Raw genomic sequence first — 14286 nt, forward strand, 5'->3', positions numbered from 1 at the left:
CTGCAACAGATCTGGTATTACAAAAAAAAATCCATCTACCAATAGTTTGATAGATGGACTTTCGATTGATGACTAATTCTAAAAAGGAGTCATTTTTTTAAACTCCTTTCAAGAGAACATTTTTTATGTTTAATGATTAATAAATTGATATAACAAATGAATTACATTTTTATCACATAAAGCCAAAAAAAATCCAACAATAACTCATTTTTAACCTTATAAACGTATTAAAGTTAAGGATTTCACAAAATAAGTATCATAAAACTAAATGTAATCGCTTCAAATTAAAGGAGACACCTCATAACTTTTTTGGGTGCTTGTATACTATATTGTAATTTTGCCACTTGCTTTTTTGCATTAGGGGTATTAATCCTGTTGCCAACCAACCAAAAATTTTAAATTTCAGAAACATAATGAATAAAAAAGTTATACTAATGATACTTGACGGATGGGGCACTTCTCCAGATCCTAAAGTATCTGCAATTGATCACGCCAATACACCTTTTATTGATAGTCTATATAACACCTACCCAAATGCTTCATTAAGAACAGACGGTTTACACGTAGGATTACCAGAGGGACAAATGGGTAATAGCGAAGTAGGTCATATGAATTTAGGAGCAGGAAGAATTGTATATCAAGATCTTGCCAAAATTAATATGGCAATTAAAAATGACACTTTAAAAAACGAATCTGCATTAATTGATGCTTTTACCTATGCCAGGGATAACAATAAAAATGTTCATTTATTAGGATTAGTAAGTGATGGAGGCGTTCATTCTCATATTAATCATATAAAAGGATTGTTAGATGCTGCCAGTGCTTCTGGATTACAAAACGTATTTCTTCACGCTTTTACTGATGGACGAGACGTAGATCCCAAATCAGGAAAAGGTCATATCGAAGATATCCAAAACCACATGTCACAATCCACAGGAAAACTGGCATCTATTGTTGGAAGGTATTATGCAATGGATAGAGATAAACGATGGGAACGTGTAAAGCTTGCATATGATTTAATCGTTAATGGAGTTGGTGAAACTAGTAATGATGCTTCAAAAAGTATTCAAACAAGTTATGATAATGATATCACAGATGAGTTTATCAAGCCTATTATCATGCAAGAAAATGGAGTGCCAGTTGCAACGATAAAAGAAGGTGATGTAATTATATTTTTTAATTTTAGAACAGATCGTGGTAGAGAACTTACAGAGATGCTATCTCAAAACGATATGCACGAGTATAATACACATAAACTGCCTTTGTATTATGTTACCATGACCAATTATGATGAAAATTTTAAAGGTATACATGTAATCTATGATAAGGATAATATTACAGAAACCATTGGCGAAGTATTATCTAGAGCTGGTAAAACACAGATCAGAATTGCTGAAACAGAAAAATATCCGCATGTTACTTTCTTTTTCTCTGGAGGACAGGAAGAACCTTTCGAAGGTGAATCCAGAATTCTGCGTAATTCGCCAAAAGTGGCTACTTATGATTTAAAACCAGAAATGAGCGCTTATGAATTACGAGATGCTTTGGTACCTGAATTAGAAAAAGGAGAAGCTGATTTTGTATGCCTTAACTTTGCTAATGGAGATATGGTAGGACATACTGGAGTTATGGAAGCTGCTATAAAAGCATGTGAAGCAGTGGATATTTGCGTAAAAGATGTTATTACAAGTGGATTAGAAAATGGCTATTCTACCATTTTGATTGCAGATCACGGAAATTGTGAAACTATGGTTAATCCCGATGGATCTCCACATACTGCTCACACTACAAACCCTGTTCCTGTAATTCTAATTGATAACGATCAAATACAGATCAAAGATGGAGTATTGGGTGATATAGCTCCCACAATTCTAAAACTTATAGGAGTAAAACAGCCAGTTGCTATGACCCAGCATTCATTAATTTAATGAAAAACCTTTTTTAAATAAAAAAAGAGCAGTATCAAATGAAGATTGATTACTGCTCTTTCCTGCTCAACTTAACCATAAAAATCAATATAAAATAAACCAACTCTACCTTATATTTTACCTATATATAGCATAACTAGATGCTCTGGGGAGTTCTTTTAAAAAATTAATACAAATTCTAAAGTTCATTACTAAAATGGGGTATAAAAATTTCATGACATCTTGATTTTAAATTATATACACAAATTTATAGGTTAGATACACCTTTTTTTAAATTATTCGATAGGTAAATCGTTTTTGTTGTTGAAATGACTATTAGTGTAGATAAATAAATTTGCCTTTACATTGATTTATCAAAGAGTCTCTATAAAAATATGTTAACTATAGTTTCTGGAACACCTTATAAACATTCTTATGAGGATTAATACCATCCATTAGATTGAATCCTATATATTCTTTGTAAATTTGCTTTTCTTTAAAAAAGGAATAGTTTATTACGCCTATGATTATTACTAAAACACGTGAAGAAATAGAATTAATGCGAGAGAGTGCATTAATTGTATCCAAGACATTAGGAATGTTAGCTGCAGAAGTTAAACCTGGTGTAACTACATTACAATTAGACAAATTAGCAGAAGAGTTCATCAGGGACCATGGAGCTATTCCCGGTTTTTTAGGGTTATACGATTTCCCTAATACATTGTGTATGAGTCCTAACGCACAAGTAGTTCATGGGATTCCTAATGACACTCCACTAGTAGAAGGTGATATAATATCTATTGATTGCGGTGCTATTAAGAATGATTTTTATGGTGATCACGCTTATACTTTTGCGGTTGGTGAAATAGATCCTGAAGTAGAACGATTACTTAAAATCACAAAAGAATCTTTATATGTTGGAATTGCTGAATTCAAGGTTGGAAAACGTGTAGGTGATGTTGGATATGCTATTCAAAAATTTACAGAAGATGCTGGCTATGGAGTTGTAAGAGAATTGGTAGGTCATGGTTTAGGTAGAAAAATGCACGAAGATCCTGAGATGCCTAATTATGGTCGTCGTGGTAGAGGTAAAAAATTCATAGAAGGTATGGTAGTTGCTATCGAGCCGATGACCAATATGGGTACACATCGTATCAAACAACTACAAGACGGATGGACTATTCTTACGGCAGATGGCAAACCTAGTGCGCATTTTGAACATGATGTAGCGATTATTGATGGTAAACCAGAGATTCTTTCTACGTTTAAGTACATATATCAGGCACTTGGTATAGAGAGTGATGAAGAAGATGCTTTTAGACAAGAATTACTAGCTGTGTAACGTATCGTTTTCACAAAAGTTATTATATAAGAATGGATGTATTAACTCATCTATGTAAACTTTGCACTTACTAAGCATAATTGCCTTTAACAGTAAATGAAAAAACTCTTTAAATTCATATTAAATACAATACCGAGGCCGTTATTAATTCGATTAAGCTATGTTATCAGGCCTGTTATTGCTATTTTTTTAAGAGGAAAGAAGTTTACAGATCCTATTGATAATAGAAGTTTCTCCAGATTTTTGCCTTATGGCTACGGAAAACAACGTGATAACGTTTTATCTCCTTCAACACTTTCATTAGAAAGACACCGATTATTATGGCTTTATTTACAAAATGAAACCAGTTTTTTTAGTTCTCCTTCAAAAGTTTTACACTTTGCTCCAGAACAAGCATTTTATAAGCGTTTTAGAAAGCTAGATCATCTGGATTACACTACTACTGATCTCAATTCTCCATTAGCCGATGTTAAAGCAGATATTTGTAATCTCCCATTTAACTCAAATGAATATGATGTCATTTTTTGCAATCACGTATTAGAACATATTCCTAATGATACAAAAGCAATGCAGGAAATTTTTCGGGTTTTAAAACCTGGCGGTATGGCAATTCTGCAAATTCCGCAAGATTTAAATCGAAAACTCACTTTTGAAGATGACAGCATAACTGATCCTACCGAGCGAGCCAAAATTTTTGGACAATATGACCATGTAAGAGTATACGGAAGGGATTATTTTGAAAAATTGCGATCTATAGGTTTTAAGGTCGAAGAGGTCGATTATACCCACACATTATCTGAGAAAGATGTTACCCGATATTGCCTGGCACCTGGCGAGATACTTCCGGTGTGCTATAAACCTTAAAAACACTGTACGCAAAAGCTTAGGCATACGCAAAAGCATAAGAGTATACTTCTTTTATCGGTTTTGGTTTTATAATCTGTGTGATATAAATTATAGCCTAGACATAAGTGTCTAAAAAATTATTCCTCAGGAAAAGCATTGATTGCAAGTGTTTGCAGTTCTTTTTTATCGTCCTCATAAATAAAATATACTTTAAATTCGGGATGGTTTTTTAAAAACTGCTTTGAGCCTTCTAATCCCATAGACATAAATGCCGTTGCATAAGCGTCAGCTTCCATACACGTATTGGCCAATACAGATACACTTAACAGATTCGATTTATGAGGATATCCAGTTTTTGTATCAATGATATGTGCATATCGATTACCATTTTCATCTAGTTTAAACTTTCTATAACTCCCTGATGTAGCCATTGCTTCGTCTTGAAGCGAAATTATTTTACTATAGGATTGCGTATCATCAAAATTAGGATCCTCTACCCCAATCTTCCAAGGTTTCTTCTTAACAAGGTTACTTCCTTTACCTCGGATCTCTCCACCGATCTCTACCAAATAGTTTTCAAATCCTTTTTCTTCTATAAAATCAGCAAATACATCTACTGCATATCCTTTTGCCAAAGCATTAAAATCTATAAAAGTATTGGGGTTGTCTTTTACAATTGTACCATCTGTTAATCTTACTTTATCTAAACCAACAGAAACTAACAAACTATCGATTTTAAGACTGTCTAAAGACACTACTCTACCTTTGGGACCAAAATCCCATGCATTTACCAAAACACCAATTGTGGGATCAAAAGCACCCTGAGTTTGCTCATAGATCTTTTTTGAGGTTGTAAAAACATTCTTAAAATGATGATCGATTGTTATGGTCGTATCTCCCTGGTTTATTCTGGAAATATCAGAATCTTTAATATAAGTAGACATTGAAGCATTGATAACAGTGATCAAACTATCATACGACTTAGAAAAGTCTTTTTTTTCATTATCTATAAACTGAATAGAAAAAGTAGTTCCAAATGCCTCTCCATCCGCATAATTTAGTTGTAACTCGGGATCAGGTTTACAAGAAATTAAAAAACCTAATAATACAAACACTGTAATTCTTCCTATCATTCTCTTATTAATTAAGATGCGTTTCTATTGTTTGTAATCCAGCGTATTCAAGAATATATTCTTCATTCAAAAAAACCGGTTTATTGGGGTTTTCTGCATTTTGTAACCCTACTCCTGCATAATAAACTTTAGCTTCTTGCTCTCTTGCGTGTTTTTTAAACGATTCCATCCAGATCATATCATAATTGTGTGGATTGTCTGGATATGCAATTGCCTTTACCACAACAAAATACCGTTGATTGGATTTGTCAACACATACAAATTGAGGATGTTTTCCCAACTTGCTATTGATTGCAATAAATTCGAAACCTTTTTTTTCTAACTCTTGCCCAACGATGTTCATCGCCAGATTATGTAGTTCTTGTTTGTTAAGTATCCGTGTCATACGGCTGCAAAGATAATATCTTAATATTGAAATATGAATTGGTAATTATCAATTATTTAAACCTAATAAATAGTGCTTTATCAAAATAATAACTAGGTGTGTATATAGGTTCATTTTCTTCAAACCTATACCAGGGTGAGATTGCAGTATCTTCGAAGTTTTTTAATACACAAACATTTTGGGCAGGAGTATTTCCTTGAGCTAATACATACATTTTTTGTCCAGTATTATTAACAATTTCATCTACAATAATCTCTATATGTCCGGGAGATCCAGGTTTAACCAACATATCCCCTATTCTGACATCTGAGACTGGTACTTTTTGTAATTCATGATGTAATGACAAAGTACCTGCATACGTGTAGATTAAATTGAGGTATTTATAAAAGTTGTTTTTAGAGGGGTTAGGCGTTGTGGTTTTGTGAAAGGTCACTTTATTCCCTTTTATTTTTGGTCTAAAACCGGCTGCATATTTATTCCAGGAACAATAATGCCCTGAAGTAAAGTTAAATCCTATTTCTGATTTACGGTTTCGATCCCATAGATATTCGGCGCGAATTCGCATTAGCGCATCTGCACATTGTTGTAGTCCATTTTTAGGTACTGGCACTTCCAAAATTGCTTCGTGCCAGTTTTGCGCAAAATATTCACTATCATCATAATTAATGATTTTACTACCGTAAGGTTTTAATTTATACTGACGAAGATATTCTTGAAAAGAATCTGATGGATATACAACTCTTTTATATCCCTCCGGAACTATTATTCTTGTTGAAATCGAATCTCCTTCTTTATTAATATAATCAGGACTAGAAATAATCGTAGTAGCTACTCCTTTTATATGGTTTGTAACCATCTTTCCTTTAGAAGTATTTCTAAAAATGAATACCAAAACAAAAGCCACAATAATAACAACAATAACTTTTTTCATATACTTAATTTATTCCACATCTTATACAAAACTAAAAAACCGATACAATTAGTATCGGTTTCTTATATAAAATCATATTTATACTCTCTTACATCATAAGATGAGAATCATTTTATCCTCCAAAGTCATCAAATCTGATATTCTCATCTGGGATACCAAAATCCTCTCCCATTTTCTGAACGGCTTTGTTCATTAATGGTGGTCCACAGAAATATAACTCAATATCTTCTGGAGCTTCGTGATGATTAAGGTAGTTATCTATTACACAATTATGAATAAACCCTACGAATCCATCACCTTCTGCATCAATATCACTTTTTACTTTCCAGTTATCTTCTTCTAAAGGCTCTGATAATGCCAAATAGAATTTAAAGTTAGGAAAGTTCTTTTCTAGGTCATAGAAGTGTTCTAGATAAAATAACTCACGCTTAGAACGTCCTCCATACCAATAAGTAACTTTACGACCAGTTTGAAGTGTTTTGAACAAGTGATATAAATGAGAACGCATTGGCGCCATTCCTGCTCCACCACCTACATATAACATCTCAGCCTCGGACTCATTAATAAAGAATTCTCCATAAGGTCCAGAGATAGTTACTTTATCTCCTGGTTTTTGTGCAAAAATATATGAAGATGCAACACCAGGGTTTACATCCATCCATCCATTTTTATTTCTATCCCATGGTGGAGTCGCAATACGAACATTCAACATAATCTCTCTTCCTTCTGCAGGATAAGAAGCCATAGAATATGCTCTCTCTACAGTGTCTGTATTCTTCATTACCAGCGGCCAAAGACCAAACTTATCCCACTCTGCTTGGAATTTATCTGGAGTCTCATGTTCTTCTGGGTGTGCTGTAATATCGATATCAGAATATTTAATTTCACATTCTGGAATTTCGATCTGAATATATCCTCCAGCTTTATAGCCCATATCTTCAGGAATACGAACTACAAATTCTTTAATAAAAGAAGCTACATTATAGTTACGTACTACTTCAGCTTCCCACTTTTTGATTCCGAATACTTCTTCCGGAATCTGGATATTCATATCTTGTTTTACTTTTACCTGACAAGCCAGACGTGCACCGTGTTGTAATTCTTTACGAGAAAAATGAGGTGTTTCTGTAGGTAAAGCTTCTCCTCCTCCTTCTAATACGTGGCACTCACATTGGATACAAGTTCCACCTCCACCACAAGCAGATGGCAAAAATATTTTCTCGTTACCTAATGTAGATAATAATGTTCCTCCAGAACCAACTTCTATTTCCTTTTCTCCATTGATTGTAATCTTTACAGGTCCTGATGGCAGTAATTTATCTTTTGCAAATAATAAAATCCCTACTAAAACCAACGTTAGAACCAAAAATGAAATAATGGTGATAACGATTGTTCCAACTGTTGACGCTAAAAATATCATATTACTTAATTATTGATACGTTAGTATTTTCTGCTACTTCTTTAGCAGTTTCTTCTTTTGTTTCTACGACTGTCTTTTCTTCTTTCTTACCTTCTTCTTCATCACCGCCAGTCAACATACCTCCAAAACTCATAAACCCAATAGCCATAAGTCCTGTAAGGATAAAAGTAATTCCTAACCCTCTTAATGGAGCTGGAACATTAGAGTATCTGATTTTTTCACGGATAGCAGCAATAGCCAAGATAGCTAAAAACCAACCAATCCCAGATCCAACACCGTATACTGCAGCATGAGAAATTGTAGCAAATTCTTTTTGTTGCATAAATAATGACCCTCCTAAGATTGCACAGTTTACTGCGATCAATGGTAAGAAAATACCTAAAGAGTTATATAATGATGGTGAAAACTTTTCAACAATTATCTCTACTAATTGTACCATAGTAGCAATCGTAGCTATAAATAGGATGAATGTTAAGAAACTCAGGTCATAATCAGCATACTCAGGTCCTAACCACACCAATGCTCCTTCTCTAAGAATATATTTATCCAATAAGAAGTTTAATGGTACTGTGATCGCTAAAACGAATATTACAGCTGCTCCAAGACCAACTGCAGTTGACACCTTTTTAGATACGGCAAGGTAAGAACACATCCCTAAGAAGAATGCAAATACCATATTATCTATAAAGATTGATTTTAAAAATAATTCTAAATATTCCATATTATATTTTGTTATTCGTTACTTGTTATTGCTTTTTAGTTTTGAGAACTATCAACGTTTAACAAATAACATTCAACTACTAATGATCTTCAATTAATGCTTTATTCTTACTTCTCTGAATCCAAATAATAATTCCTACGGTAATCAAAGCCATTGGCGCTAATACCATAAAACCATTATTTTCATAACCCATTGCATATAATCCAGTCTTTTCGATTGGATCTCCTAACACTTTTGCTCCAAACAAAGTTCCTGATCCTAATAATTCTCTAAAGAAAGCCACAATAATTAATAGTACTCCATATCCAGCTGCGTTACCTATTCCATCAAGGAAAGATTTCCAAGGTCCGTTTCCTAAAGCAAATGCTTCAAAACGTCCCATAATAATACAGTTTGTAATAATAAGGCCAATAAATACTGATAACTCTTTACTCAAGGTATAAGCAAATGCTTTTAAGACCTGATCCACGATAATTACCAAGGCAGCCACAACTACCAACTGAACGATAATTCTAATTTTTGATGGTATAATGTTTCTCATTAATGAGATTACCACGTTTCCGATTCCTAATACAAAAATTACAGAAATTGCCATTACTATAGAAGGCTTAAGCTGAGCTGTAATTGCCAATGCAGAACAAATACCTAATACTTGTATTGTAATTGGGTTATTGTCAGTAAGCGGATCTGATAATAATTTTTTGTTTTTCTTAGAAAATAAAGGCTCTTTTGGCTCTTTTACTTTTGCTTTTTCTTCAGTTACTTCAGCCATTTGTTAATTCTTTAAAGTTTCGAAATAAGGTTGATACATTTTGATTCCTTTCTTTACCATTGCTGTCACACCATCTCCTGTGATCGTTGCTCCAGCCATCGCATCAACTTCATTATCATTTTTATCCACATTTTTAGGATCTGCATTACCTTTCTTTACAGTGATACCTTTATAATTACCAGCTGCATCAAGAATACTTTCTCCTATAAAATCATCTCTAAAATAAGCCTCTTTGATATTAGCTCCCAATCCAGGAGTTTCTCCTTTATGATCAAAAAATGCTCCTTTTACAATTTTAAACTCTTTGTCTAAAGAAACATATCCCCAAATTGCATCCCATAATCCATTACCTCTCATTGGGACGATATAAAACTCTTCTCCATCTTTCTTACCAATGAATAGAGGCATCTTTCTTTGATAATTAGAGTCTTGCTTTAGTTTATCATTTTCTTTCTTTACCTCGATATCAAAAGCATCTTCTGTCTTCTTAGCAACATTACCTGTGATAATGTACTTTTCATCACCAACATATTTATTAAAAAGCTCCTCTGCCTGTTCTGCAGGCACAAACTCATTCGGATCTTCAGTATCTGCAACTCCCATTGCAAATAAAATATTCTGTTGTTTTTCTGTTCGTTTATTAGCATCAATTTTACCTTTCAGAGATGATGCAGTAAACGCCAATAAGAAACCTACTACAGCCACCATAGCTATCGCAAAGATGATTGTATATGAATTTTTATCTGTATTTATCGCCATCGTTAAGCTGTTTTAACTTTTAAACGTTTCATTCTTTTCTTGATATTTCCTTGAACCACATAGTGGTCAATCGTAGGAGCAAAAACATTCATTAATAGAATAGCTAACATTACTCCTTCTGGATATGCCGGGTTGAATACTCTAATTAATATTGAGATAAATCCAATTAGGAATCCATAGATCCATTTCCCTTTATTGGTTTGAGAAGCTGTAACTGGATCTGTAGCCATAAACACTACTCCAAAAGCAAAACCTCCAATAATTAAATGATGCCAGAACTCTGTACTCATTAGGCTATAAAACTTACTTCCTTCACCAATCCATCCTGCATCTACTACTCCGTTAAAGATTAATCCCATTGCTAAGGCTCCTAATGTAGCACTTAACATTATTCTCCAACTTCCAATTTTAGTATATATAAGGAATAATGCACCTAGTAAGATTAATATAGTAGAAGTTTCTCCTACAGAACCCGGTATAAATCCAAGAAACATATCAGAAACTGAATATGTAAGTTCTTTTCCTTGTGCTAACCCACCTAAAACAGTCTCTCCTGATATCGCATCCAACTGAGCTCCTCCTGCAATTTCATTTGCTCTTTCTACTGCTCCGTGTACCCAAACTTTATCTCCAGACATCCAAGTTGGATATGCGAAGAATAAAAATGCTCTAATAGTTAATGCAGGGTTAAGAATATTCATTCCTGTCCCTCCAAATACTTCTTTACCGATTACTACACCAAAGATTACTGCTACAGCTAACATCCATAATGGAGTATCAACAGGTACAATAAGTGGTACAAGCATTCCTGTAACAAGATATCCTTCTTCAACTTCGTGACCTTTAATTACTGCAAACAAGAATTCTACACCTAATCCAACTCCATAAGAAATAATAACTAATGGTAAAATCTTCCATAAACCAACGGTAAAATTATCTAGTGTCCAGAATCCGGCACTAAAAAAACCATTTGTTACTGCTTCTATTTCACCTGCTGCTAAATGATGCTGATAACCAGCATTAAACATCCCAAAAAGCAAACATGGCACCATAGCCATTATCACAGTATTCATGGTACGCTTTAAATCATCAGCTCCACGAACGTGTGATCCTGAATGTGTAGTTTCATTCGGCAAATACAAAAAAGTATGGATTGCATTAAATGCAGGAGCCATCTTTTTACCTTTATACTTAAGTTTTAAGTTATGTAATTTACTTTTTAAACCCATGACTTATCCTATTTCTTTTAACATTAAATCTAGTCCCTCTCTGATGATCTCCTGATGTGGCTGCTTAGACACACAAATAAATTCTGTCAATGCAAAATCTTCTGGTGCAACTTCATACATTCCTAATTGCTCCATTGCATCAAGATCATTTACTGCACAAGCTTTTAATAGCTGTAATGGGTAAATATCAAATGGAAAAACCTCTTCATAATTACCGGTTACTACAAATGCTCTATGTTCTCCATTAGTATTTGTGTTTAGGTCATATTTCTTATTAGGGAATAACCAAGAAAATGTTAGTGCTCTTGAAGGTGAAATCTTATTAAATATAGGCTTGTTCCATCCAAATAATTCGTAATCATCTCCTTCAGGAATTACTGAAATGATATTATGATAATATCCTATAAATCCATCAGGTTTTACGTTTTCTCCGGTAAGAACATCACCACTTATTACCCTGATGTTTCCTTCATCATTTACTCCAGAATCATAGACAACAGATGAAACCTGAGCTCCAATCATTGTTCTATAATATTTAGGATTCTTTACAGAAGAACCTGCTAATGCCACTAATCGTTCTGCATTAAATTTCCCTGTCAATAACAGTTCTCCTATAACTACTAAGTCCTGCGGGGTTACAGTCCATACAACTTCTCCTTTATTAATAGGATCAATTTTGGCTATTTGAACACTTACATTCCCTACCGGATGCGGTCCGGAAATCTTATGTAATGTAATATTGTTCAATCCCTCTAAAGGCGAATTACCTTTCTTACTTACTGATACGTGCACCTGACCTTCAGTCAACCTACTAAGTGCAGTAACGGCTGTTTGTAGTTCTTGTTCTTTACCTGCTAGTACGTGGTCATAATCCGCTGCAAGTGGCGCTGTTGCATATCCTGAAATAAAGATAGCCTTTGGAGCTACATCAGGATTAGCAATCACGTCATAAGGTCTTTGTTTTATAAAAGGCCAGCATCCTGATGCCAGAAGATGTGATTTAATATCATCTCCTCCCATTGCATTTACATCCTTAACACCAAAGTCAACTTGTTGTTGTTCTTTATCTGCAAGAATCTTAAATGCTAAAATTTTTCTTTTGGCTCCGCGAATAATTTCCACAACCTCTCCACTTACCGGAGAAGGAAAAAGCATATTTTCATTTGATTTAGAGTGGAAAAGGGGTTCGCCGGCTTTTACCTCTGTACCTTGTTTGGCAATAACCTTAGGTACTATACCGTGAAAATCGTCAGGCTTAATTGCGTAAACATTACTTCTCGTTGCATCTACAGTTATCTTTTCTGCTTCGCCAACAAGCTTAATGTCTAAGCCCTTTCTGATACGAATGTCTTTTGACATATTTGTAGTCTATGTTAATTAACTAAAAAAATCGTGCAAATTTACTAATTAAAACACGTAAGTGAAAGCTGGTAGTAGTATAAGATTTTATTTATACTCTTTCTAAATAAGGGTTTTTTCCTTAAAAAACGCCTTATTCTCCTTTGGGCATACATTTTGTTTATATTTATCCCGTTAATTAAAATATTAATGATAAAAATACTCAAACATAGTATACTTGCAATTGGACTTTTTTCTAATTCCTTTGGAATTCTTCATTCGCAGGGATCTGAAGAAATCTCTCCTCCAGAACACATCAAAACAATACAATTGTTTGGTGACACAGAACATTCTGGAATTCCGATCATTAAGTTAAGAGAACCCCTTCGTATTACTTTTGATGATATCAATGGAGATGAAGCTGATTATTATTATAAAATTACTCATCACAACTTTGACTGGTCACCTTCGTCGTTATATAAAAATGAATATTTAGATGGTTTTGACGATATCAGAATTTTAAATTATGAAAACTCATTCAATACACTTCAAATGTATAGCAATTATTCATTAACCATACCAAACGAGGACACCAGAGGTTTTAAGGTTAGTGGTAATTATATTATTGAAGTTTATGATGCAGATGATGAAATTGTTTTTTCAAGAAAATTTATAGTATACGAGAACCTTTCGACGGTTAAGGTTTATATCAAAAGGTCTAGAAATCTTAAATACATAGACTCAAAACAATCAGTTCAATTCGAAATTAATTCACCATCACAAATTCTTAGAGATCCTAAACGAACTGTAAAAACCCTGGTGATTCAAAACAACGACCTTAATACAGCTATAACAAATTTGAAACCTCAATTTACCATTTCGAACACTTTGGTATATAAATATGATCAAGAGTCTAGCTTCTGGGGCAATAACGAATTCTTATTTTTTGATAATAAAGAAGTACGTTCTGCTACAGTTAACATCAAGCAGATTGATTTACAAGATATTTATCATAACTATTTATACGCAGATGTTGTTAGAGCCAATCGTAGATATACCTACAACCCCGACGTAAACGGAAATTTTGTTGTAAGAAATCTACGTGCCGAAAATAGCAACACAGAAGCTGATTATGTCTGGATGCATTTTGCTCTAGAGTGCTACGAACCTCTTGGCAATGGTGAAATTCATATTTATGGTAGTTTTAATAATTATAAAATTGATGATTCTACAAAACTTAACTACGATAAAGAAAGTGGTTTGTTTTTTGGGAAAAGAATATTCAAACAAGGTTTTTATAACTATAAATATGTTTTAGTACAACCTGAAGGTATTATAGACCCCAGTTTTATCAGTGGTAGCTTTGATGAAACAGAAAATGAATATACTGTTGTACCTTATTATAGAGCTCCCGGAGCCCGTTATGATCGTGTTATTGGAAAAGGCACAGGAAACTCAGCGGTCATAACCAACTAAGATAATTTACATCTATTTTTTAGAATC

The 14286-nt window shown here is 33.7% G+C and carries 13 protein-coding genes; 4 read left to right on the forward strand and 9 right to left on the reverse strand.

Going from position 1 to position 14286, the window contains the following annotated elements:
* The first annotated feature begins 413 nt into the window (after window positions 1-413).
* From gpmI to U0D62_RS24435, 3 genes are all read left to right on the forward strand, one after another.
* Window positions 414-1928 (forward strand): 2,3-bisphosphoglycerate-independent phosphoglycerate mutase, encoded by a 1515-nt coding sequence (gene gpmI / locus U0D62_RS24425; protein ID WP_322289987.1) that lies wholly within the window; start codon window positions 414-416, stop codon window positions 1926-1928.
* A gap of 502 nt (window positions 1929-2430) precedes the next feature.
* On the forward strand, window positions 2431-3249 hold the full coding sequence (gene map / locus U0D62_RS24430) for a type I methionyl aminopeptidase (protein ID WP_322289988.1): 819 nt from the start codon (window positions 2431-2433) through the stop codon (window positions 3247-3249).
* 96 nt (window positions 3250-3345) lie between these two features.
* Window positions 3346-4113: a class I SAM-dependent methyltransferase gene (locus U0D62_RS24435; protein WP_322289989.1), complete on the forward strand. Its 768-nt coding sequence runs from the start codon at window positions 3346-3348 to the stop codon at window positions 4111-4113.
* A gap of 119 nt (window positions 4114-4232) precedes the next feature.
* On the opposite strand, the gene U0D62_RS24440 is transcribed toward U0D62_RS24435, so the two are convergent.
* The 9 genes from U0D62_RS24440 to U0D62_RS24480 all read right to left on the reverse strand — a co-directional run bounded on the left by U0D62_RS24440 (window position 4233) and on the right by U0D62_RS24480 (window position 12804).
* Entirely contained in the window at window positions 4233-5228 is a 996-nt protein-coding gene (locus U0D62_RS24440) for an FAD:protein FMN transferase (protein WP_322289990.1), read from the reverse strand.
* Window positions 5229-5235: 7 nt separating this feature from the next.
* Window positions 5236-5613 (reverse strand): Na(+)-translocating NADH-quinone reductase subunit F, encoded by a 378-nt coding sequence (locus U0D62_RS24445; protein ID WP_322289991.1) that lies wholly within the window; start codon window positions 5611-5613, stop codon window positions 5236-5238.
* A 52-nt stretch (window positions 5614-5665) separates the two neighbouring features.
* Window positions 5666-6544, reverse strand: coding sequence for a DUF4846 domain-containing protein (locus U0D62_RS24450; protein WP_322289992.1), 879 nt, complete (start codon window positions 6542-6544; stop codon window positions 5666-5668).
* Window positions 6545-6656: 112 nt separating this feature from the next.
* On the reverse strand, window positions 6657-7964 hold the full coding sequence (gene nqrF, locus U0D62_RS24455) for an NADH:ubiquinone reductase (Na(+)-transporting) subunit F (protein ID WP_322289993.1): 1308 nt from the start codon (window positions 7962-7964) through the stop codon (window positions 6657-6659).
* A 1-nt stretch (window position 7965) separates the two neighbouring features.
* Window positions 7966-8685, reverse strand: coding sequence for an NADH:ubiquinone reductase (Na(+)-transporting) subunit E (gene nqrE / locus U0D62_RS24460; protein ID WP_322289994.1), 720 nt, complete (start codon window positions 8683-8685; stop codon window positions 7966-7968).
* Window positions 8686-8764: 79 nt separating this feature from the next.
* Window positions 8765-9457 (reverse strand): NADH:ubiquinone reductase (Na(+)-transporting) subunit D, encoded by a 693-nt coding sequence (locus tag U0D62_RS24465; protein WP_322289995.1) that lies wholly within the window; start codon window positions 9455-9457, stop codon window positions 8765-8767.
* Between the two features lie 3 nt (window positions 9458-9460).
* Window positions 9461-10216 (reverse strand): Na(+)-translocating NADH-quinone reductase subunit C, encoded by a 756-nt coding sequence (locus tag U0D62_RS24470; RefSeq protein ID WP_322289996.1) that lies wholly within the window; start codon window positions 10214-10216, stop codon window positions 9461-9463.
* A 2-nt stretch (window positions 10217-10218) separates the two neighbouring features.
* Window positions 10219-11445, reverse strand: a complete 1227-nt coding sequence (locus U0D62_RS24475; RefSeq protein ID WP_322289997.1) for an NADH:ubiquinone reductase (Na(+)-transporting) subunit B — start codon at window positions 11443-11445, stop codon at window positions 10219-10221.
* Between the two features lie 3 nt (window positions 11446-11448).
* Complete coding sequence (locus tag U0D62_RS24480) at window positions 11449-12804, reverse strand: Na(+)-translocating NADH-quinone reductase subunit A (protein ID WP_322289998.1); 1356 nt, start codon at window positions 12802-12804, stop codon at window positions 11449-11451.
* Between the two features lie 189 nt (window positions 12805-12993).
* Here U0D62_RS24480 and U0D62_RS24485 point away from each other — a divergent pair, with 189 nt between their 5' ends.
* On the forward strand, window positions 12994-14259 hold the full coding sequence (locus tag U0D62_RS24485; RefSeq protein WP_322289999.1) for a type IX secretion system plug protein: 1266 nt from the start codon (window positions 12994-12996) through the stop codon (window positions 14257-14259).
* The last annotated feature ends 27 nt before the right edge of the window (window positions 14260-14286 follow it).

The organism is Aquimarina callyspongiae (assembly GCF_034322225.1).
Classification (GTDB): Bacteria; Bacteroidota; Bacteroidia; order Flavobacteriales; family Flavobacteriaceae; genus Aquimarina.